Source organism: Acinetobacter wuhouensis, assembly GCF_001696605.3.
In the GTDB taxonomy this organism is placed as follows: Bacteria; Pseudomonadota; Gammaproteobacteria; order Pseudomonadales; family Moraxellaceae; genus Acinetobacter; species Acinetobacter wuhouensis.
The window spans coordinates 1,212,656-1,234,931 of the sequence record NZ_CP031716.1 but is presented as its reverse complement, the minus strand read 5'-3'; the positions used below and the strand labels follow the sequence as shown (position 1 = coordinate 1,234,931).

18 protein-coding genes are annotated in these 22,276 nt (G+C 37.6%); 5 read left to right on the top strand and 13 right to left on the bottom strand.

Features of this window, described 5'->3' with window-relative positions:
- Positions 1-73: 73 nt before the first annotated feature.
- The 5 genes from BEN71_RS06470 to BEN71_RS06450 form a co-directional block, all read right to left on the bottom strand.
- Positions 74-1,669 (bottom strand): dipeptide ABC transporter ATP-binding protein, encoded by a 1,596-nt coding sequence (locus BEN71_RS06470; RefSeq protein WP_068974850.1) that lies wholly within the window; start codon positions 1,667-1,669, stop codon positions 74-76.
- A complete protein-coding gene (locus BEN71_RS06465) occupies positions 1,641-2,657 on the bottom strand; it encodes an ABC transporter permease (RefSeq protein WP_068974849.1) in 1,017 nt (338 codons plus the stop codon). Before BEN71_RS06465 ends, BEN71_RS06470 begins: the two co-directional genes overlap by 29 nt.
- The gene (locus BEN71_RS06460) at positions 2,657-3,727 is read right to left on the bottom strand and encodes a microcin C ABC transporter permease YejB (RefSeq protein ID WP_068974848.1); all 1,071 of its coding nucleotides are present in this window, start codon (positions 3,725-3,727) and stop codon (positions 2,657-2,659) included. The genes BEN71_RS06465 and BEN71_RS06460 overlap by 1 nt, the downstream gene beginning before the upstream one ends.
- A 202-nt stretch (positions 3,728-3,929) precedes the next feature.
- A complete protein-coding gene (locus BEN71_RS06455; RefSeq protein ID WP_406565267.1) occupies positions 3,930-5,720 on the bottom strand; it encodes an extracellular solute-binding protein in 1,791 nt (596 codons plus the stop codon).
- Between the two features lie 89 nt (positions 5,721-5,809).
- Positions 5,810-9,100 carry a LysM peptidoglycan-binding domain-containing protein gene (locus tag BEN71_RS06450; RefSeq protein WP_068974846.1) on the bottom strand — a complete coding sequence of 1,097 codons (3,291 nt, stop codon included), beginning with the start codon at positions 9,098-9,100 and terminating at the stop codon, positions 5,810-5,812.
- Positions 9,101-9,316: 216 nt separating this feature from the next.
- Between BEN71_RS06450 and dnaQ the strand changes: the two genes are divergently transcribed.
- From dnaQ to nudC, 3 genes are all read left to right on the top strand, one after another.
- Positions 9,317-10,804: a DNA polymerase III subunit epsilon gene (gene dnaQ / locus BEN71_RS06445; protein WP_068974845.1), complete on the top strand. Its 1,488-nt coding sequence runs from the start codon at positions 9,317-9,319 to the stop codon at positions 10,802-10,804.
- Between the two features lie 126 nt (positions 10,805-10,930).
- The gene (locus tag BEN71_RS06440; RefSeq protein ID WP_068974844.1) at positions 10,931-12,571 is read left to right on the top strand and encodes a chemotaxis protein; all 1,641 of its coding nucleotides are present in this window, start codon (positions 10,931-10,933) and stop codon (positions 12,569-12,571) included.
- The gene (gene nudC / locus BEN71_RS06435) at positions 12,571-13,341 is read left to right on the top strand and encodes an NAD(+) diphosphatase (protein WP_068974843.1); all 771 of its coding nucleotides are present in this window, start codon (positions 12,571-12,573) and stop codon (positions 13,339-13,341) included. The genes BEN71_RS06440 and nudC overlap by 1 nt, the downstream gene beginning before the upstream one ends.
- Positions 13,342-13,381: 40 nt before the next feature.
- Here nudC and BEN71_RS06430 read toward each other — a convergent pair whose 3' ends face one another.
- From BEN71_RS06430 to BEN71_RS06415, 4 genes are all read right to left on the bottom strand, one after another.
- The gene (locus BEN71_RS06430) at positions 13,382-14,275 is read right to left on the bottom strand and encodes an alpha/beta hydrolase (RefSeq protein WP_068974842.1); all 894 of its coding nucleotides are present in this window, start codon (positions 14,273-14,275) and stop codon (positions 13,382-13,384) included.
- Positions 14,259-14,963: a BON domain-containing protein gene (locus BEN71_RS06425; RefSeq protein ID WP_068974841.1), complete on the bottom strand. Its 705-nt coding sequence runs from the start codon at positions 14,961-14,963 to the stop codon at positions 14,259-14,261. Before BEN71_RS06425 ends, BEN71_RS06430 begins: the two co-directional genes overlap by 17 nt.
- A 102-nt stretch (positions 14,964-15,065) precedes the next feature.
- On the bottom strand, positions 15,066-15,482 hold the full coding sequence (locus BEN71_RS06420; RefSeq protein WP_068974840.1) for a YraN family protein: 417 nt from the start codon (positions 15,480-15,482) through the stop codon (positions 15,066-15,068).
- A 15-nt stretch (positions 15,483-15,497) separates the two neighbouring features.
- A complete protein-coding gene (locus tag BEN71_RS06415; protein ID WP_068974839.1) occupies positions 15,498-16,481 on the bottom strand; it encodes a penicillin-binding protein activator in 984 nt (327 codons plus the stop codon).
- Between the two features lie 10 nt (positions 16,482-16,491).
- Here BEN71_RS06415 and rsmI point away from each other — a divergent pair, with 10 nt between their 5' ends.
- Positions 16,492-17,334, top strand: a complete 843-nt coding sequence (gene rsmI, locus BEN71_RS06410; RefSeq protein WP_068974838.1) for a 16S rRNA (cytidine(1402)-2'-O)-methyltransferase — start codon at positions 16,492-16,494, stop codon at positions 17,332-17,334.
- Positions 17,335-17,748: 414 nt separating this feature from the next.
- Here the strand turns inward: rsmI and BEN71_RS06405 are convergent, their stop codons facing one another.
- The 4 genes from BEN71_RS06405 to ubiH all read right to left on the bottom strand — a co-directional run bounded on the left by BEN71_RS06405 (position 17,749) and on the right by ubiH (position 21,320).
- Complete coding sequence (locus BEN71_RS06405) at positions 17,749-18,372, bottom strand: glutathione S-transferase family protein (protein ID WP_068974837.1); 624 nt, start codon at positions 18,370-18,372, stop codon at positions 17,749-17,751.
- 66 nt (positions 18,373-18,438) lie between these two features.
- Complete coding sequence (locus tag BEN71_RS06400; protein ID WP_068974836.1) at positions 18,439-18,687, bottom strand: hypothetical protein; 249 nt, start codon at positions 18,685-18,687, stop codon at positions 18,439-18,441.
- 174 nt (positions 18,688-18,861) lie between these two features.
- A complete protein-coding gene (locus BEN71_RS06395; RefSeq protein ID WP_068974835.1) occupies positions 18,862-20,112 on the bottom strand; it encodes an FAD-dependent monooxygenase in 1,251 nt (416 codons plus the stop codon).
- Positions 20,109-21,320: a 2-octaprenyl-6-methoxyphenyl hydroxylase gene (gene ubiH / locus BEN71_RS06390; RefSeq protein WP_068974834.1), complete on the bottom strand. Its 1,212-nt coding sequence runs from the start codon at positions 21,318-21,320 to the stop codon at positions 20,109-20,111. The genes BEN71_RS06395 and ubiH overlap by 4 nt, the downstream gene beginning before the upstream one ends.
- A 299-nt stretch (positions 21,321-21,619) precedes the next feature.
- Between ubiH and BEN71_RS06385 the strand changes: the two genes are divergently transcribed.
- Complete coding sequence (locus tag BEN71_RS06385) at positions 21,620-22,129, top strand: ClbS/DfsB family four-helix bundle protein (RefSeq protein ID WP_068974833.1); 510 nt, start codon at positions 21,620-21,622, stop codon at positions 22,127-22,129.
- Positions 22,130-22,276: the final 147 nt, after the last annotated feature.

Sequence of the window (22,276 nt, the reverse complement as noted above, 5' to 3'; positions counted from 1 at the left end):
TAACATCATTTGAGGAGCAGAATATCACTTATAGGAGTTGTTCAAATTTACGGATCCATCTCTTGACCTAGATTTAATATTGACTAGCAGCGATTAATCTTTTTGTATAATCGTTCAAAGGCTTATCAAATAAGGCTTGTGTATCCTGAAACTCAATCATTTTTGATTCTTTTAATACTAAAATTTTCTGACAAAGTGCTTTTACAACTTGTAAATCATGACTAATAAATAGATAACTGATTTGATAGTCACGTTGCAATTGGCGCAATAATTTTACAATTGTTCGTTGTGTCGTTCGATCTAATGCTGAGGTTGGTTCATCTAAAATCAGCAATCGTGGCTTTAGTGCAACCGCTCGAGCCAATGCCACACGTTGTCGCTGCCCTCCTGACAATTCATGCGGATATTTTTGCTTCACTGTGATCGATAATTCTACTTTATTCAAAATTTCATTCATTTGAATAATAATATCTGATTCTTTTAATTTCTGAAGTTCCAAGCCTTCACGGATAATCTGTTCAACAGTCATGCGAGGATTCAGACTACTATAAGGATCTTGAAATACGATCTGAAAACTGGAACGTAATGGTCGAAGTTTTCGTTGACTTAAACGATTTAAATCTTGATTGAGTAAGACAATATTCCCAGAGCTTTCAATCAATCTCGCGATTGCCAATGCCAATGAGGTTTTTCCAGAACCACTATCTCCAACAATTCCGATGGATTCAGCACGATGTAAACGTAAATTTATTGGTTCAACAGCAACGAAATACTCTTTTTTTCGACTGAATATTCCCTGCTGAATCGGGAATTTAACACCGACTCGGTGTAAAGATAAAACCAAATGATTTTCAGAATGTAGTTTATTGGCTTCACCAAAATCTTGATTCAATAAAAACTTGGTATATTCAGCTTGAGGATTGTTAAAAATATTTTTAACCGAGCCTTTTTCTTCTACTTTCCCTTGATTCATCACAATCACATGGTTGGCATATTTACGCACTAAATTTAGATCATGACTGACTAAAATCATTGCCATATTGTGATTGAGAATCAATAGTTGTAATAAATTCAGTACTTGTGATTGAAGCGTTACATCGAGTGCTGTCGTTGGCTCATCAGCAATGATAATTTCGGGTTTCTGTGCCAATACCGAAGCAATTAGAACACGTTGTCTTTGCCCGCCAGATAACTCATGTGGATAACGATCTAACTTTTCCTCGGGATCATCCATTCCCACATCACAGAGTAAATCATAGACACGTTTTCTGACTTTATCCTTAGACATTCCTTCTAAAAGCAAAGCTTCGCCTACAATTTTTTCAACTTTGTGCAAAGGGTTGAGTGCGGTCATGGGCTCTTGAAAAATCATGCCAATTTTTTTACCCCGAATATTGAGTAAAGCATTGGAATCTAGATGTAAAAGATCTCGCTCATGGTAAACTGCTTGACCCGTGACTTTTAAATTTTCAGCAAGTAACCCCATCAGTGCCAAACCACTAATCGACTTTCCTGAGCCACTTTCCCCTACAATCGCGACCGTTTCACAGCGATGTAAATCAAAATTAAGGTTTTCCACCAATACCGTTTTTTGCTCATTTTCAATATGTAAATTTTGAACTGAGAGCAACAAATTTGGATCATTTTTGGCGTCTTGGATCGAATGCATCACGTGTTGCCTCCCCAATGTAGATCAATAATGAAAGCACCAAAGCCAAACTAAAAAAGCCAGATAAAGCCAACCACGGCGCATTTAAATTATTTTTCCCTTGCAATAATAACTCACCTAGAGAAGCAGCATCTGGTGGTAAACCATAGCCTAAAAAATCCAAAGCAGTCAGTGCTGTGATATTTGCAGTAAACATAAAAGGAAGCTGCGACAAACTAGAACTTAAGACATTAGGAAGAATATGTCGGAACATAATCATCAGATCACTCACACCCAAAGCCCGTGCAGCACTGACATATTCTAACTTTCGTGCTTTTAAAAATTCAGCACGTACAATGCCAACTAAACCTGTCCAACCGAAAAGCAACATGATCAGAAATAACCAATAAATACTGGGTGTAAATATGCTGACGAGAATCATCACCATGAATAAAGTCGGTAATCCCCCCCAGACTTCTAATATTCTTTGACCGATTAAATCAACCCATCCACCATAATAGCCTTGTATTGCACCAACGATGATTCCAATCACCGAAGCAAACAACGTTAAGACAAGTCCAAAGAGTAATGAAATACGTAGTCCATATAGAATACGTGCTAAAACATCACGCCCTTGATCATCTGTTCCTAACCAATTTTGTGCTGTCGGTGGCGATGGGACTGGTACACTTAAATCCAAATTTGGCGTTTGATAGGAATAACGTAATATCGGCCAAATTGCCCAACCTTTTTCGTCAATGAGCTGCTGCACTACAGGATCACGATAATCTGCTTCCGTTTCAAATACACCACCAAATGTTGTTTCCGGGTAGACGTTAAATACTGGCGCGTAATAATGTTGATTATATTTCACCAATAATGGTTTCTCATTTGCGATCAACTCTGCAGAAAGAGAGAGCACAAAAAGAATGATGAATAAAATAAAAGAGAAGTATCCTAATCGATTGCCTTTAAATTTTTTTAACCGTGCGCGTAGGATCGGTGACATTATTTTGCACCTCGCGATTCAAAATCAATTCGAGGGTCAATCACACTATAAATCACATCACAAATCAGTCGTAAAACCAGTCCAAACAAAGTTAAAAAGAACAATGTCCCAAAAATAACAGGATAATCACGCTGTTGAATTGCTTCAAAACCAAGTAACCCGACTCCATCTAAATTAAAAATAATTTCGATGAGTAAATTGCCAACAAAAAATACGCCAACAATTACTTCAGGCAAACCTGCAAGAATCACCAATATTGCATTACGAAATACATGTTTATACAAGACATAGTTTTGCCCAAATCCCTTAGCGCGTGCAGCTAAAACATATTGCCGTTCCATTTCTTCCATAAACGAGTATTTGGTCAGATAAGTCAAACTGGCAAAACCACCCAATACCATAGCCAGTAAAGGCAAGGTCATATGCCAGAAATAATCAATAATTTTGCCCCATAAACTGAAACTTTGAAATTGTTCAGAAACAAAGCCTTGCAATGGAAACCATTGAAAATAAGAACCACCTGCAAAAAACACGATCAACAAAATTGCAAAAACAAAAGCAGGGATCGCATAACCGATTGCGAGCAGTAACGAGGTAGATTTATCAAACAATAAACCATGTTTTTTGGCTTTTTTAATTCCAAGTGGAATCGAAATCAGGTAAATCAGTAAGGTACTCCATAAACCCAATGAAATCGTGACTGGCATTTTTTCTAATAATAATTGCGTCACGGCTTTATCTTTAAAAAAACTGTTTCCAAAATCAAAAGTTAGATAGCTTTTTAACATTAAAAAAAATCGTTCATGCGCAGGTCGATCAAAGCCATATTGTGCTTTGATTTTATCGACCATCTCCTCACTTAATCCCTGAGCACCGCGGTATTCTTGACGATTGACTGAGGTAGATAATCCTGCCGTCGTTCCATCAACACCTTGAAAGTTTTCAGCTTGCTGAATCGCTTGTTCAACAGGGCCGCCTGGCGCAATTTGCGTAATCGCAAAATTGATCAATAACACAAAGAACAATGTTGGAATGATTAAAAATAATCTTTTGAGTATATATCTGCCCATTAAAACATTGTTCCTTATAACCTCATTACAGCACTGTATAATTGTATTATTTTATAACACCAATAATCCAATGAAGCTGATTAATACCTATACACAATTATTCTTCTAAACGTTGATTTATACAAATTTCATTGAAAAGCACCATGATTTTAAATCATCAACTTTTTAAATCACCTATTTTTTAAATCACCTATTTTTTAAATCACCTATTTTTTAAATAATGAGTCACTTTTTCTGTTTGAGTAGAATCTGACCACCAATATTCTAAACCTAAAGATAACTTAGGTTTCACACTCGGTTGCTGGTACATATTCCAATAAGCATACCAATTTTGATCATTGCCATAGGTCAATATCTGGTAATAACCTGCTCTCAAAACACGATCTAAGGCACGCGTATGTAGTACCAATTGCTCTCTACTCGGTGCACGAATAATCTGCTGTATTAATTGATCCACAACAGGATTTTTAATGCCTGAATAATTGTAATTGCCTATCTCATCTGCCGCTTGACTCCCCCACATTTGCGCCTGTTCAGCCCCTGGGGTTAAAGACTGTGGCATATTCATCGGCGTCATTTGAAAATCTAAACGGCGCATGCGCTCCGTATATTGTGGCGTGTCCACTTGACGAATCGTCGTTTGAATGCCTAGTTTTTTTAAATTGCGAATATATGGCAACAGTGTTCGTTGTATACCATCTTGATGAATTAAAAATTCAATTTGAATCGGATTCCCTTTACGATCTACCAATTGCGCGTTTTTAAACTGGTATCCTGATTTGAGTAAAATTGAACGTGCGATGAGCAAGTTTTGGCGATTAAATCCACTGGCATCTGAAACTGGATATTTCCAATTGCTCAACGTACCTTGACGTTGTAGCGGATTAAGTTGGTGAAGATAAGGTTTAAGAATGTCTAATTCTTTAGCACTCGGCGCACCAGTCGCTGCCAATTCACTATTTTGAAAATAGCTTTGCAGACGGATATTTTGACCATAGAGCAATGCTTTATTGATCCATTCAAAATCGTAGGCATAGGTTAAAGCTTGTCTAAAATGAATATCATTGAATGGCGCTTTTCGGGTATTAAAGACCAAACTTTGTGTGAGGGCTGGTGTTTCAATTTTTGCTGTATATTTCTGTACCAAACCCGATTTAACTGCGGGGAATAGATATTCCGCGACCCAGTTCCGTGCATTTTTTTCTTGGTAAAAGCTATACTGTCCAGACTTGAATCCTTCAAATGCAATTTCAGGGCTACGATAATAGACAAACTTCATTTGATCAAAATTATAACGCCCACGATTTACCGCTAAATCTTTGCCCCAATAATTTGGATTTCGCTTATAACGAATACTCCGCCCTGCATCGATCTGATCAATCAAATAAGGACCTGAACCTAAAATCGGCTGCAACGTAACTTTGGTATAGTCTTTATTTTTCCAATCCGCTTTTGAATAAATCGCAATCCTAGCCAAAATCAGAGGCATATCTGGATTATGTTCAGATTTGAATGTCATTTTAACTTGGGTTGGAGATAAAACTTCAGTCTTGGCTAAATCCGATAAATACATTTGAAAACCAAGATTGGCTTTGCTCTGAATCGTATCAAAAGTAAATTTAACATCTTCAGCGGTGACTGCTGTGCCATTACTAAAGCGCGCTTTTGGATTTAAATGAAAAATCACAAAATTGGTTTTTTTCGGATCAAAAGTGACTTTCTCTGCCAATAATGGATAAAGTACCCCCGCCTCATCCAAAGAACTATCCATCAAAGTATCAAATAGATAGTTAATCCCTTCAGTTGAACTACCTTTACCATTCATACTATTGAGATTATCAAAAGTCCCTAAACTGGAAGTACTGATATAACCGCCTTTAGGGGCATTGATATTGGCATAGGGCATCGCCTGAAACTTGGCATAATGAGGTGTATTGTGAATGGCAATATACGCTGTTGTCTGCACAGCAGCATGCAAATGCATTGTTGCCATGCACAAGCCAAATGTAAGCCCGATTGGACTTACATAGATAGAATTTAGGTACATTCCCCTAATTTCCTTTATTTAGAATAAGCTGTTAATTAAAGGCTTGGAACTTTAATCACGCTACCAATACGCAAAGAAGCTGTAGGCTTAAGATTATTCATTTCCGCCAAAGCACTTGAATCTATGCCGTATTTGCTTGCAATACGAATCAAAGAGTCGCCACTTTTCACTTTGTAATCCGATACAGTTTTTGGAATACGAATGGTTTGTCCACGTTGCAAACCTGCACGAGACTTAAGATCATTGAGATCAGCCAATTCTTGCACAGACAAACCAACACGACTTGCAATCGCATTCAACGACTCACCTGATTTCACCGTATAACTTTCAGTGTCTTTACCTGTCAATTTTGCAACCGTTTTGGCAGATGCTTTGACATCTTCACGATCTTTTGCTTCTTTAATTTGATTGGTCTTCGCAGTTTCGCCTTCTAGCTTCAAATGCTGACCAATATTCAAAGATGCATTACGCGATAAACCATTTAAGTCAGCTAAATAAGAAAGCTGTAGCTTATATTTTCGTGCAACACTTGCCAAAGTTTCACCCGATTGCACGACATGTACGTCTTTGCTTGCAGCTTGAGCTTTCACTTCATTTTTAGAATGTGCTTTATCTTTTACTGTTGGTTCAGGTGTACCTGTGAGTTTCAACTTTTGTCCAACAAATAAGCCCGATGTAGTGTTTAAACCGTTTAAATCTGCAACCTGACTGACTTGTAACCCATATTTATTGGCGACAGCGGTTAAGCTATCTCCTGCTTGAACAGTGTAACTGTCTGGTGTGGTACTTCCTTCTGGAATCTTAATCGTCTGCCCAACGAGCAAGCTTTTTGACGGAGAAATTTTATTCAACTCTGCCAATTCAGAAAGTGTCAACTTAGACTGAGTTGCAATACTGGATAATGTATCACCACGCTGAACTTTATAATTTTCAGTCTTGTACTCAGTTTCAGCTTTTACATTTTTAAATTTACTTTGATCAACCACTTTAGATTCAAGTTTTGAATCAATTTCTTTTACTTCATTGACAGGTACATTAATTTTTTGACCAACATACAAACTCCTAGAAATATCGAGTCCTGGGGTTAAATCAGCAAGTTCATTTACAGATAGAGCATAACGATCAGCGATGACTTTTAAGTATTCACCACGCTTAACTTGATAAGTCTTGGTTTTGATTTTGGCAACAGGTTTAGATGTATCTGCACGAACCACAGTTTTATTAATTTCAGACAATTTATCATCAGCTGAATCTTTCAATTTCAACTTCTGCCCAACAAATAAATTACTACTCGTCGTCAAGTTATTGTAACTCGCCAATTGCGAAACAGATAAATCAAACTCGTTTGCAACACTGGTTAAGCTGTCATTGGGTTTAACCACATAAGTTGTTGGTGCTGTATCTGTAGATTTTTTTGAAGGTGCATCAACTTGAGGTTTCGCATCATATAAATATAAAGTTGCGCCAACAAACAAAGTACCATTTGGATCAACTTGGTTCCATTTGGCAATATCTCGCCAATTCACACCATTTTTTAAGGCAATCGTCGCTAAAGTATCACCAGATAATACAGTGTAAGTACTACGTTTACCTTTTGGTGGTTCAACTACAACTTCGCTGTCAGTCTTTTTAAAGTTTTTATCTTTATTTAATTTTGCTTCTTCAGAATTGGCTGGCGTTGTATCCGCTAAACCTTTTGGATAAGCAAAACCAACCGTATTTTCCTTACCTTGTACATTAGCAACAGATTGACTGGTTTGAATTGCCGTTAACTTAATTTTGCCATCGTACGGATCTAAAACCTCCGTACCTTGCGGTGCAATGGCTTTAATCTCATTCACAACTTCTTCTTTCTCGGCTTGCGTTGCTTGAGGTTCTAAAACTTGTTTGACTGTCTCTTTCTCTCCTTCAGCTTTTACGGCTGCAAGAATTTGCGCTTTTTCATTGGCTGAAATTGGTGGTTCAATCGCAACTGGCTTGACATTCGTAGCAGGCGTCACTGCCACAGGAATACGTGGTGCGCTTGGAATGTCTGCATTGGTCGCAAATTTTGCTAAAGCATCAGCATTCGATGGTGTTGTTTTTAAAACACTTAACGGACTGGCTGAACTCGACGATGAATAAGATGTCGTTGGTTTAGGATTACTTGTTAAGACTGGTGGAACCGCTTTTGCAGGGGTAATAGATTGAGTAACACCAGAAACCGTTGTAGGAGACAAGGTTTGTGTTGCTGTCGATGGACTATTATTACTCGCCCACAGCCCTCCATCATAACCTGGTTTTAAAGCTTTTAATTTACTGTCAATGGTTGGACTTAAATCAGCAGGAATTAATACACGTAGAGTACTATTTGGATCAACACTTTCACCACGATGCCCTGGATTCAATGCATAAAGTTCAGCACGACTTAACCCAGTAATCGAGGCAATTTGATTCAATTGCACACCTGGTGGTACAGCCACTTCTCTAAAGTGTGGACGATTGGCGATTGGCGGTAAAGAAACACCATATTTAGAAGGGCTTTTAATAATTTGCGCTACAGCCAAGAATCTTGGCACATAGTTCATTGTTTCTTGTGGTAAACGTAAAGACCAATAATCTGTAGGCAAACCCGCAGCTTGGTTACGGTTAATCGCTTGTTGAATACGACCAGGTCCTGCATTATAAGCAGCCAAAGCCAATTCCCAAGAACCAAACTGATTATATAAACTTCCTAAGAACTCATAGGCTGCACGAGTAGACTCAACCACATCACGACGTCCGTCATATAAACTGGTCTGTCTTAATCCGTAAATTTTCCCTGTACTTGGAATAAACTGCCACATCCCCGCTGCTGCCGCACTACTCGTCGCAGCAGGGTCATAAGAACTTTCAATAATTGGCAATAAAGCTAATTCTGTTGGTAAACCACGACGTTCTGCTTCTTTTACAGTGTGGTATAAATAACGTGATGCACGCGCACTCACGCGGTCAATATAAGGTTGACGTGCAGCAAACCAACTCCGCTGTGCATCAATCCTCGGATCCCAGCGGTCTTCATTCATTTTAAAACCGACAGACATCCGTTTCCAAACATCACCATGCTTTAAGATCAGTAAACGATCACCCTCTACTGCACGCATATCTGTTGCAGAAAGTAAATCTTCGAGCGAATCTAAACTATTCGCATCCAACATTCCTGCGGTTGATGTTTGAACTTTTGACGATGTTGGCGTAGAAGAACACCCAGCAGTCAAACCTAGTGCCGCGAATGCAGATGTTAATAATGATAATTTAAAGAAAACAGACGCAGTAGGTTGCCACACCATTGTGGTAGGTTTAAACATAAGGGTTCCGAACAACATATTAGTAAATTATTTTATCTTTGCCATTTTAGTAGAGCTATACGCGCATACAAGGCAAAATTTGAATGCTTATTGCATACAAATGTTACAAGAAATTAAAAAAATCTCTGTTCATGCGTAGAAAACGCCGATTTGCGTATACAATAAATTGTTCACCTACGATGTTCAACGCTTAATTCACTTTCATTGGTTATATCTATGTCGCAAACACTCATCCTTTATGTCGATGGCGCTTGTAAAGGCAATCCCGGTCCCGGTGGCTGGGGAGCATATATCATCACGCCAAATGAAGAACATAAACTATGTGGTGGCGAGTTAGACACAACCAATAATCGTATGGAACTTACCGCAGCCATCGAAGGTATTGCTTTTTGCCCAATTTCTGAAAAATTGATCATTTGGACAGATTCTAACTACGTTAAACGTGGTATTACTGAGTGGATCGAAGGTTGGAAAAAGAAAAACTGGAAAGATGTCAAAAATCCAGATCTTTGGAAAAAGTTAGATGCTACATGCCAAGGTCGTGAAATTGAATGGAATTGGATCAAAGGACATGCAGGACATCCAGGTAATGAGATGGCAGATCAGTTAGCCAACTTAGGTACTGAGCAAAGACTTGCAGGTAAAACGACAACTTCGATTACGACTAGCCCAAAAACTGGCAGCCTGCAAGATTCGATTGAACAACAGAATCCTATAGAAAATGATAAAAAAAAAATTGAAAAAGATTGGTTACTAGATGACCCTTTTGGTTTTGATTTCGTAGATTCTGAGGATGAAATGATGTCAAATGAAGAAAACCGGTCAACTGAAAATATGTCACAGTCACATCCACAGGTTGACGAACAAGCAGCGGTTCAAGTTGATAATGAAAACAATATGGTGAATGATCAAGTCATGGACTTAGATATCGAACATAACGAAACACTTCATGTAGAAACGAATATTCACCCACAAATCGTCATTACACCTGCAACCATAAAATTACATGGACCTCGTCAATTTATTCTCGATACAGAAACCACTGGTTTCTACTATCAGGATAGTGACCGTATTATTGAAGTCGGTGCGATTGAAATGATCAATCGTAAACTCACAGGTAGTTCGATTCATATTTATATCAATCCTGAAAAACCTGTAGGTGACTCTGAAGCCATCCATGGTATTACAGACGAATTCTTAAAAGATAAACCTAAATACGATGAAATTGCACAGGTGCTTTTTGACTACCTAAAAGGCAGTGAAATTATTGCGCATAACGCAAGCTTCGATATGAACTTCTTAGATATGGAGTTCAAACGCAGTGGTTTACAAGCACTGTCTGAAGTCTGTGAAGTGACAGATACCTTGGCAATGGCGAAAAGCAAACATCCAGGACAGAAAAACTCTTTGGATGCATTAGTGCGTCGTTATGAAATTCCGCAACGTGACCGTACCTTCCACGGTGCATTACTCGATGCAGAGATTTTATCTGACGTCTACTTGGCAATGACAGGTGGGCAAGTATCCTTTGACATGGATGCAATTTCTGAACATACTGAGCAAGCTTTGGGGAATACCGCACGACAAAAAATCGAAATCGAAGTTCCTGTTATTTTAGCTTCAGCTGAAGAACTTGAAGCGCACGATAACTGGATCAAACAATTCCAAGAAAAGCATGGGGAAGCTTGCATTTTTGCAAAATAATTTTTGACATAAATCATTATTTTTTTATGTAAAGATTCTGTTCTTCAGCTATATTAAACTTAGAAAATCGAACTTCTTTGAGAGCTCGATATAGAACATTTAGATACCCAGGATAGGTGCAGATCAATGTCTTACCAAACCTCTATACATTTTGATCCGACAGCATTACTAATTATTAAAAAAGAAGTTGATAATTCAATTTTACAAGTAGAATCTGCTGTCAGTAGTTTAGTTGAAGATCAAACATTACCTTTTGGTATTGATGATGCATTACTTCAATTTGAACAATGTGCCCATGTACTGATGTTAATTGATATGCCACAAGTCGCAAAAATTACCGAGCTTGCGGCATTATTGATGCGCAAAATCATGCAAAATCCACGTGAAGTAAATACCCAAGATGTGATTGCATTGAGCGAAGGGACGACCATGCTCAAACGCTATATCGAGTTTATTTGTTTACGTGAAGTCAAGGTACCTCAATTCTTACACGACACACTGAATCGTTTAGAACTCGCTCTAGGTTTAGAACTCACACCTGAAGGGCAAGCGATTGCACCACTTCTTGACTGTGTAACACCGAATTTTACTTTGCCACAACCTCCAGAATTGGAAAAATCAGTTTATGTGCATAAACTGTATAAACTCAGTTTGCATAAACTTCTGAAACAACAAGAAACTGAATTAGATTTACAAGCAATTAAACTGGTCGGTGCATATCTTGCCAATGAAGCGAAAGACCAAACCAGTGCTCAATATTGGGCATTAACTTCTGTAGCCTTCAATCAAATTGACAATTTAATTCTCAATGATACACGCCTGAGAACCTTAATCAGTATTGAAACCAATATTTCAACTTTCTTCAAAAATCAAAATGATTTCAAAGCATCATTAACAGATTTAGCCAATATACTGAGTCTTTGTATTAGTCAAGAAGATGAAATTTCACAACATATCCGTGATCAAATCAATATTGGTGAAGATATTCTCACAGATACACAACTACAAATTTTTAGCCGTCATTTGTATGGCCCTGATTTCAATACTGTGCATAGCATCAGCCAGCTCATTACAGATGAAATGTCACAGATTCGTAATGATATTGAGTTTAACTATCAAAATATGAGTGATGAAAAAACTCAAGAATTGAAAACTAAACTGACTGATCTTGCACATGTGTTTAAGGTCTTGAATTTGAACGAAGCATATATTGAACTGAAACAACAAGCTGATCTTCTTTCTCAAGACAATATGCTAAAAGATGAAAACTATGCGCAACAACTGATGAATAGTATTCTTTCTGCGATGAATTCTATTGGTATTCTTGAGCGAAACTACACCTCGAATCGTTTACAGCTTAAAGTGAATAATTTACAAATTTCTTTAGATCGTTTAGATGAGGCACATGATGCCCTACTGACTGAAACAAAAGCCTTGGTAGATTTGAGTGCGCAATCACTGGTGCAATACCTACAAGAACCACAGACCAATCTAGAATCTATTCCATCGCAATTCCGTGAAATCGGCGGTGCGCTGATCTTCCTTGCAGCACGTGATGGTCAAAAAGCTCTACTTCAATCTGCTGAATTTGTTCAAAAAAGTTTAGAGAAAGAGCAAGTATTGAACAAAGAACAAGTTAATAAACTTCTCGATGTCTTGGCAAGTGCAGATATGATGATTGAAAACTTACAAAACAAACAACCTGTTTTGCAAAAAATGTTTGATGTCGCACTAACAAGTAGTCAAAACTTAAAAACGGTAGCTTAATGTCTGACCAAAATTCAGAACTATCACTTGCTTATATCTTCCACCATCATCAACTGTTGGTGGATGAAAACCTACAACTTCCTAAAGTTGAAAAGTTAGCAAATGATCTTAGCTTTAACTCGGGTGATCAAATCATTGCCCGAGATCTTTTTATTGAAGATCAAATTCCGGCAGGCTACCAACTTATTCCTATTCGTCAGTTGATCTCACAATGGACAAAAACTGAATTTGAACAAGCCAGTCGAGCTTTACAACTGCTTGAATGGCGCCGAAATCATAAATTTTGCAGCCATTGTGGGCATGAAACAGAAGTCCACCCTACTGAATATGCTATGGTTTGCCCTGCTTGCCGTTATCATCAGTATCCACGCGTACAACCCTGTATTATCACTGTGATTACCCGTGGCGATGATGAAATTCTTTTAGCAAAAAATGCGAAAAACAAAGGCAGTATGTATGGACTGATTGCAGGTTTCGTTGAGGTTGGGGAAACACTTGAAGAAGCTGTAAAACGAGAAACTTTGGAAGAAGTTGGTTTAAAGGTGAAAAATGTCACCTATCTTTCTAGCCAACCGTGGCCATTTCCAAGCAATCTCATGCTGGCGTTTAAAGCTGAATATGAATCAGGTGAAATCGTACTGCAAGAAGAAGAAATTAGTGATGCACATTTCTTTAAATTTGATGATCTACCAGAAACACCATTCTCAGGTAGTATTGCGCATGCTATGATTGAACATGTCATTCACAATACACCTATGCATCAAGAATGAATGTATTACTCAAAAAATAATGTTCAAAAAAATCCCCAATTTATTGGGGATTTTTCATTTCACGATCCAAAATTTGAATAATCTCAGAACGTGTTTTAAAGAAGCGACTAAACAGGCTTGAGACACTACCCATAATTGAAATATGACCTGTTTTGGGAATAGTCACAATTTCACAATGATTACCTTGCGCAATAAGCTGCTGTTTAAAGTCCAAAGAATTGGTATCTTTCACGATTTGATCATTCTGTGCCAAGAATAAGTAATGTTTCACCTCATTCTTTTCGACAAAATAATAAGGCATCACTTGTTGATAGGGTACAGCTTGATCAAAAGCATCTTCTGCTAATGGATCACCTTTATAATCAAAATGATAAGGCCCAGCAATGCCAATTAATGCTTTAATATTTTGCTTTATCGCCAATGAATAATGTTGCGGGTGATAGAGTAAGGAGGCAATATTAAAAGCACCAGCTGAATGCCCAATCAAGGCAATTTTTGCCGTTGAAATCCCCAGTCGAGACTGTTGTTGCTCCAAAAAGTTTAAAGCAATCGCCAGATCGTCAATATAACTTGGAAATTTATGTGTTGGTGCTAAATGGTAATTCATCACAGCAACATCATAACCAAAACGACTAAATGCCTCTCCAACAAATTTATACGCTGTTTTATCGCCATGACTCCACGCACCACCATGTACAAAGACAATTAATGGCTTAAGTTGAGTTTGATTAGAAACATAGAGGTCTAAACGCTGTCTTGCTTTCAAACCATAAGCAACATTGTGTTTAATGGAATAACCCTTTTTCGGAGTTAATCCATTAATCGTGATGCTACCTAAATCGTATAAACGAAAATCTTGGTACTGCGACTTTAATACATCAAACTGTTTAAGGAGTTTCTTTTTTAAAGGCTGTAATTTACTGCTGAATAACATTATTTGATGGCTCTGCCGCATTCGGATCAATTGCAACTGGTGTTTGTACATCAGGTTGCTGCGCATTGCCGACTACAGGTGCTGTAAAAGCTGAAGGCTGAAGTGAGTTATTGGCTTGTTCGATATTATCAATCAAAGTCACAATTTTAGTCACATTGCCAACCTTTTGTAAAACATCATTTAAATCATTAACTTCAGCATTATTCAAACGACCCAATATGTATAGTACCCCATCTTCAGTATGTACAAGAACCTTATTGTCTGAAACTACAGGGGCTTTCATGATCAAACCACGTGTATTTGCAGTCACTGTGGCATCTTGCATAATGGTGCTATAACCAATTTGGCTACCGACAGTAATATAATTATGTACCGTCTTAACATCACTCATTGCACGTAAGTTATCTTCAGCCAATTGTTTTAAATGTGCATCTGGAACTTGCCCAGTGAGTAAAACATTACTATGAAAACTATTGATATTCACTCGCGATTGCTTAAAGCGAACATCTAATTTATATAAGTTAATTTTAGCAGTACGCTCAATAGAAGAATCAATAAAAACTTGCCCTAAAGATCTCACACCACTTTCTGTTCCGACTGGTGCAGAACCTGTACCACCGGATATAAAACTTGCGCAACCAGACAAACTTGCTACACACATCATGGTGATGACAATACGCTTTAACACTCAGCAAGACTCCTATTGATTTTAGCCTGTATAACAATGCTTTTATATTGTTAACATGCTGGAAAATATCTTATTTTTTAAATAACTGTGCCTAAATATACATCACAGATTAATCAAGTCTGCATCTAAAGTAAATGCATTTTCAATCCAAGATCGATCATAAGAGATTTTACTCAGGTCTGGCTGTACGTTTTTTGCAATTTTATGATGTAAATCAAAACCAATTACATCAAAACGGCAATAATATTGTGCAAATTGTGGATATTCTTGTAAAAATAGCAGTGCTGTTTTCAACATTTTCCGTTGTTTAGATAAACTCACCACTTCAAAAGCATGCCCCATCTGAGTGGGTGTTCTTGCTTTCACTTCAACAAATACCAGATCTTGTGCTAATTTTGCAATAATATCAATTTCACCAAAACGTGAAAAATAATTCAATTTTACAACTTCATAATGATGCTGAATCAGTAGTTCGACTGCCTCATGTTCAGCCCACGCTCCGAGAGAAAAAATCGTCATTTCAAACTAATTTAACTATTTCACATCTTTCGATCTTTCGAAGAACATATACAAAGGCACTAAATTCGCTTTTGAACGTTCAAAACACTGTGGAATTCGCTCAACACGATTTCCATCAATTTTAATTTTACCCGTTCGACCATTGAAGCTTAATGTTTTAATTTGAGGGTCAAGTACAAATTTTTGAGCGATATACCATGCATCACCACCAAATGCGTACAATCGTTGATACGCTAAAGATTTAGGTAATTCTTTATTTGCCTTAACGACCTCTTTCCACTCTTTTTCATAAATTGCAGGAACATCACAGAACTTCATGCCTTTTGGCAAAGTCTTTTGCTCTTCGATTGCAATGGCTTGTGTATAAATACGCTTTTCCTGTAGTCGAGGTATACTCGACAACCAATTATTGGTTCCAAGCAACAATATCCCCTCATTTCTTCCAATGACTTTAGGCATTTCATCGATAGGATCAACCTCACCAGAGAAGTTAGAAAAAAGTGCATTGAGGAAGTTAATGGATTCGGTTTCTGTACCTTTTTCACGAACAATATAGAGTTTCGTCACTTTATCATTTTGGATAAAGTCTAATAACGCCAAAGCATCATCATTTTTGGACAGGCTGAATTGCCACACATTCTTATCAGACTGATATACTTCATTTAGCGCTAAAACAGGAATTTTAGGTTTAGTACTCACCAAAACTTCAACATCTGGTCTCGCCAATGGTCCAATGATCATCTCGGTCTTTTTATTGACCTCTTTCTTTAAAATTGTTTTTATCGGAATTTGATCAGAATTGACGAATTTCAACGGAATTTCATTTTTTGATGCTTGTGAAGCATTCAATATTCCTTGTTTAATCGTTAATCCAGCTCGCGACATAGGGCCTGTTTCAGGTAAAATGACCAGAATCTCTGCGTGAAGTTGGACGGCAAATCCAACTATTCCCAATAGCGCCACTCTTTTTATACTGTTCAATACTAATTTATTTTTCATGGAGACCTTTATGAGTGCTCAATTATTTGTCGTAGCGACCCCAATTGGGCATTTAGATGATATGACTTTTCGTTCTATTGAAGTATTAAAGTCTGTTTCTATTATTGCGGCAGAAGATACACGTCAATCTGCTCAATTATTAAAGCATTATAATATATCAACTCCGCTCACAGCGTGTCATGATCATAATGAAAGTAACAAAATTGATATACTTGTAGAAAAACTAAAAAATGGTGCGGACATTGCTTTGGTGAGTGATGCAGGTACACCATTAATCAGTGATCCGGGGTTTAAATTAGTTCGTGCTGCGCAAGAGAATGGTATTCGTGTGATTCCTGTACCTGGTGCTTGTGCTGCAATTGCGGCATTGAGTGCGGTCGGTTTACCCAGCGATCGCTTTAGTTTTGAAGGCTTTTTATCATCGAAACAATCTCAACGATTAATTCAGCTCGAAAAGCTTCAACATGAAACCCAAACCATGATTATCTATGAAGCGCCACATCGTATTTTAGATAGCGTAAAAGATATGTCGAAAGTGTTTGGGGCGGATCGTCCTGTTGGTTTTGCACGTGAAATTACCAAAACTTTTGAAACCATTAAAAAAATGACTTTGGGTGAATTGGTGACTTTTATCGAAAATGATCACCATCAACAAAAAGGCGAAATTGTTTTAGTCATTGGTGGTGCACCAGAAGAAAAAGACATGGATCAAGAGAAACTCGATAAGCTACTTAATCGTTTACTTGAAGATCTTTCCGTAAAAGCTGCTTCTCAATTGGCTGCAGATTTGACTGGGATTAAAAAGAAAGTTGCGTATCAACGCGCTTTAGAATTAACACAAAAAGAAGACTAAATTCTGAGCTATTCAGGCTAAAAATGAATTAAATCGTATCTTTAAAGTGGCTGAGTTTTTTAAACTCAGACACTTGTTACATAATTTATGATGTAAACATTTAGGGTCTGTTGACAATTCGTCTATGTTTGCGACTTTGTGTATTTTTTAGCTGATACTAGGCGTGAAATACGAAACTTAGTCATTCTAAGTGAGTAGTTCATAACGAAGTAGCAGCAAAAAATACACCAGTCCCCCGCTGCGCCTTGCGCTGCAAACAAAGCAGTGCTTTGTTCTTGCTCAGGTTGTGGCTAAAATTATCACAAACTTCGTTATGAAATTTAAAAATGGAACCACCATTCTTTTCATTTCATGCCTCGTTTGCTCTACTTTAGCCGACAACGCAAGCCATTTATGAAATGTCAACAGACCCTATTAATTCTGACCATTATTTCCCCAACGGAGATAGGCAGGTCGTTGACTGAGTAGATCATAGTATTTTTGAACATTGTCTAAAACTGGATGTTCAAGTGGTGTGAGTAGCCATCGTTGAACAGATAGACCAATAGGAATGTCGGCTAGTGTAAACTCATTGCCTGTAACAAAGGCTTGGGTCTTTCCTAACTGAGCATCCAATATTTCCATATTTTTTGTCCAAGTTTGGATACTATTTTCCACTTGAATCTTGTCCTGATGCAATGGTGAATCTCGCACTAAATGCATCAATGCATATGTCCAACTGTTATTCAGTTCAATGCCCTGCCAATCGATCCATTGATCAATCAATGCCCGTTTTTGAGGATGCTCTGAATACAACTTTTCCCCAGTATATTGATTCGCTAAATAACGAATAATGCTATTCGACTGCCAAAGAACAAACTCTTGATCAATAAGAACAGGAATGGTTGCATTTGGATTAAAATGTATAAATTCAGGTGATCTTGGAGATTGGAACCCTCGTCCCCAGTCTTCTCGTTCATACGCTAAATTCAGTTCATCACATAGCCACAGGACTTTTCTAACATTAATTGAATCAGCACGCCCTAAAATTTTAAGCATTATCCAACCTCATTTTTCCAAATAAAAAGCACCACTAGTGTGATGCTTCATTTTAAAATTTTATGACTATTCAGCAGACTCATCTGGTGGAACTTCTGTTATTTTTCCACCACGTGCCAAAAATGCAGCCACTTCATCTTCTAGGGCTTCACGTTGTCTTTTCTTAGCTGTTACTGTCAAAGTTTCAGCCTCGGCAAGATCAGAATCACTTACGGTAGAATCACTGGCAGCAGCACCTTTTTCGGCAGCTTTTGCCTCATCATCATCTACAACGCTGTCTTCTGAATTATCATCATAATCATTTGAATCTGTCATCTTGCACTCCCCATCAATGACTTTGATATACCAACTGAAAATTGGTGATCTTTAGCAAGAAATGTATCAAGCTCTTTCCGATTCGACTAGTATCTAAATGCACAAAAGTGAATTTTTTTTAATCAAAATCGTAATTTTATTTAAGTGATTGTTTAAAAAATATCACCAATAGATTTAAACTGCATATTGAGTACGATTTAATGTTGCCAAACCATTTGCCTGAGCCATAAATTGGTCTTTCAAAAATGGTTGTTTCTCAACTTGTTTCAAACCAAAATTACGTGCCCACACAAATGGGAATAGTTCAGCAGACTCTAAAAATCCAATCGCAGACATACTATGCATCATGGCATCATTCTGTCCTTTACGCTGATGTTCATAACGTTTTAAAGTTTGCTCATGCGCCCAGACACCGCGTTTTTTGTCTTTTAATAACACATCGCATAAAACAGCCGCATCCAAACAACCAATATTGACGCCTTGCCCTGCCAAAGGATGAATCACATGGGCTGCATCACCGATTAATGCCAATCCATCTTTCACATAACGTTGCGCTGCTCGTGCTTTAAGTGGGAATTTAGCTCGTGGAGTCGCTTCTAATACCTCACCGAGCATGTGGTGACTTTCACGTGTTAATAATTGACAAAAATCTTGATCATTTAAACCGGAAAATTCATCTGCATAATCATCAGGTAATGTCCAAACAATTGAAATCCAATGTTCCGCTTGTTCAGGCTTTAAACTTGCCATCGGTAAAAATGCTAAAGGCCCTGTTGGGTGGAAAATCTGACGTGCCACATACTGATGCGGTTGAGTAGTCCGAATCGCACACGTCAAACCTGCTTGTTTATAATCTAGAACATCTAAATCAATAAAAGCTTGTTCACGAACAAATGAATTTGCACCATCTGCACCAATGACCAATTTAGTTTTAAGCTCAGTACCATCCGCTAATTTAATGATCCAACAACCGACACCTTGTTCCACTCGAACCACTTTAACTTGAGTACGATAATCTTGCAGTTTTTCCAGCATTTGTTGCTGAATTACTAGATTCAACAAACTTGGCTCAACCATTGAACCTAAAGCTTGTTCAGCAGTTGGAAATTTTTCTGAGGCTTGACCGAAGTTAATTTCACCATAACCATTTTTATTCCACACTTGCATGCCTGTATACGGCATTTGACGAGCAAGTTTATCCCAAACATTGACTGTTTTAAGTAAATGAATCGTGGCTTGACTGAGCGCTAAAACACGTGGATTTGCAACGGATAATGTCTTTTCAGCATCAAGAATTGGCGCAGCATCTAACACCGTCGCTTGCACTCCACCCTGTGCTAATAGCAATGCAGTGAGTCCACCGACTAAGCCACCACCAATGATGACAACATCGAGTAAATTTGCGTGTTGATTTAAATCACTCATGCTTTTAACCCCATCGCATAGTTGGCAACAAGCGGTTTAATGCCAGGAATCACGTCAAAAGCCACCAAACCTGTATTACGTAATAATTTCAGCATCGGGTTTTGATTACTAAACCCACGCACGACTGAATCACAGAATTTAATCACACGTCTTTGATCTGCTAAACGTGATTGCTCATAGGCTTTAAGCATTTCAGGTTCACCAATATCATCGGATTTGGCAATCTGTTCGATAATATAACGCAGTAATACATCTGCATCACGCATACACAAGTTAAAGCCTTGTCCTGCCACTGGATGAATGGTGTGAGCCGCATTGCCCATTAAAATCACTCTTCCAACCGCTTGTTTCTCTGCCAAAACTTGTGACAATGGGAAACTAAAACGCTTACCTGTTTTTTGGAACTTTCCTGCGCGGTCGCCATAGGTTTTTTGTAAAGCATCCAGGAAATGTTGATCATTTTCATCACCTAACCATTCGCCTTCTGTGCCTTTTTGTACTGGCCAAACTACTGAACGACGACATTCACCTGGTAATGGTAATAATGCCAATGGACCTAAATGGCTAAAACGTTCAAAACCAACCTGTTGATGTGGTTTAGAGGTTTGTACTGTAGTCACAATCGCAACCTGATCATAATCATGCACATCGACACCTACACCAAGTGCTTGACGACAGAATGAATCTCGTCCATCAGCAGCAATCACCAATTTTGACTTGAGTGAATGGGTATATTCGTCATTACGTGTTGCTTCAACATAGACAAAATCACCATCTTGTTTTAATGATGACACATGCACACCATCGATCAATTCAATTAATGATTGTTGACGAACTTGTGTAAGTAACACACGTCCTAACCAAGCATTTTCAATCACTTGACCAAAACTTTCGACTTTTTCTTCATCAGCTTTCAAACGTGCTTTACCAAAGCTTCCTTGTTCGGTGATATGTACTTCAAGGATTGGGGTCGCATGTTCTTGTAAGGCATCCCACAAACCTAGTTTTTGGTAAATTTGTACAGTACGACGGGATAATGCAGTATTTCGTGCATCGAAACTTGAATGATAAGGTGCAACAGTTCCATCATCATAATTTGGGTATTTCACAGCTTCTAAAAGTTTTACTGCAATATTGGCTTTTGCCAGCATCAGTGCCAAACTCAGCCCAACCATTCCACCGCCAACGATGATGACTTCTTGTTGCATGCTTTGATCCTTTCTATACGCGATTCAGCGAACCGAATCCTTATAATCTTGATTGATTTCATCTTACATGAAGCACGATTATTTTTGTATGGAAAATCAATATTGTTGTTTTGAATTGGTACACAACCATCAATTTTCGCACAAAAATCGTCTGAATCCTTTTTATAGAAGAGAGCAATTTCACAGAAAACTAAGTTTGAGTTAAAATCAGTTTTGAATAGATACAAGCTATTGAAATATCTTAACAAACACGTATATTTCGCATAAAGTGTTTATGTTAATTTTAGGAAAAGTTAAACATGAAGATTTATGAATCCAAAGAAGAATTAATAGATGCAATTAGAAACTCGTTTAACAAATATTTAGCAGAATTTAGTCATGTTTCAGAAGACGATAAAAATAAAATAATGAATGGTGTTGATAAGACTCCTTCGCAAAATATTTCCTACCAATTAGGATGGGTCAATTTACTATTAAAATGGGAAAAGGATGAAAAGGCAGGAATACAAGTTATAACACCTAAAGAAGGGTTTAAATGGAATAATTTAGGTGCTCTATATCAAGAGTTTTACCAAGAATATGGTCAGCATTCTCTTGATGAAAATACAGTTTTATTATCAAATAAAGTAGATGAGGTTATAGATTGGGTTCAAAGCCTAACAGATGATGAATTATTTTCAATCAACCAAAGAAAATGGGCAACGACACCTGCTCAATGGCCTGTATATAAATGGATTCACATAAATACAGTTGCTCCTTTTACTAATTTTAGAACGCAAATTAGAAAATGGAAAAGACTTCAAAAATAACCACCCTATTGAATAGAGCGAGCATCATGAAAAATATTAATTATTTTAAATTAGTAACTTATAGCAAAGAAATAATTGATTAGATTCTTTCATTTCATGTTTTTTTAAACTAAATTTTCCCAATTTTCAATTTAAGAAAGCTCAAAT

What these genes read in the sequence shown, in the direction of transcription:
- ubiH (WP_068974834.1), bottom strand. Translation starts at nt 21,320, where the DNA reads ATGCAACAAGAAGTCATCATCGTTGGCGGTGGAATGGTTGGGCTGAGT.
- BEN71_RS06405 (WP_068974837.1), bottom strand. Translation starts at nt 18,372, where the DNA reads ATGCTTAAAATTTTAGGGCGTGCTGATTCAATTAATGTTAGAAAAGTC.
- BEN71_RS06465 (WP_068974849.1), bottom strand. Translation starts at nt 2,657, where the DNA reads ATGTCACCGATCCTACGCGCACGGTTAAAAAAATTTAAAGGCAATCGA.
- BEN71_RS06395 (WP_068974835.1), bottom strand. Translation starts at nt 20,112, where the DNA reads ATGAGTGATTTAAATCAACACGCAAATTTACTCGATGTTGTCATCATT.
- BEN71_RS06430 (WP_068974842.1), bottom strand. Translation starts at nt 14,275, where the DNA reads ATGTTATTCAGCAGTAAATTACAGCCTTTAAAAAAGAAACTCCTTAAA.
- BEN71_RS06450 (WP_068974846.1), bottom strand. Translation starts at nt 9,100, where the DNA reads ATGTTTAAACCTACCACAATGGTGTGGCAACCTACTGCGTCTGTTTTC.
- dnaQ (WP_068974845.1), top strand. Translation starts at nt 9,317, where the DNA reads ATGTCGCAAACACTCATCCTTTATGTCGATGGCGCTTGTAAAGGCAAT.
- BEN71_RS06385 (WP_068974833.1), top strand. Translation starts at nt 21,620, where the DNA reads ATGAAGATTTATGAATCCAAAGAAGAATTAATAGATGCAATTAGAAAC.
- nudC (WP_068974843.1), top strand. Translation starts at nt 12,571, where the DNA reads ATGTCTGACCAAAATTCAGAACTATCACTTGCTTATATCTTCCACCAT.
- BEN71_RS06470 (WP_068974850.1), bottom strand. Translation starts at nt 1,669, where the DNA reads ATGCATTCGATCCAAGACGCCAAAAATGATCCAAATTTGTTGCTCTCA.
- BEN71_RS06455 (WP_406565267.1), bottom strand. Translation starts at nt 5,720, where the DNA reads ATGGCAACAATGCATTTGCATGCTGCTGTGCAGACAACAGCGTATATT.
- BEN71_RS06460 (WP_068974848.1), bottom strand. Translation starts at nt 3,727, where the DNA reads ATGGGCAGATATATACTCAAAAGATTATTTTTAATCATTCCAACATTG.
- BEN71_RS06420 (WP_068974840.1), bottom strand. Translation starts at nt 15,482, where the DNA reads ATGACGATTTTTTCTCTCGGAGCGTGGGCTGAACATGAGGCAGTCGAA.
- BEN71_RS06400 (WP_068974836.1), bottom strand. Translation starts at nt 18,687, where the DNA reads ATGACAGATTCAAATGATTATGATGATAATTCAGAAGACAGCGTTGTA.
- BEN71_RS06440 (WP_068974844.1), top strand. Translation starts at nt 10,931, where the DNA reads ATGTCTTACCAAACCTCTATACATTTTGATCCGACAGCATTACTAATT.
- BEN71_RS06415 (WP_068974839.1), bottom strand. Translation starts at nt 16,481, where the DNA reads ATGAAAAATAAATTAGTATTGAACAGTATAAAAAGAGTGGCGCTATTG.
- rsmI (WP_068974838.1), top strand. Translation starts at nt 16,492, where the DNA reads ATGAGTGCTCAATTATTTGTCGTAGCGACCCCAATTGGGCATTTAGAT.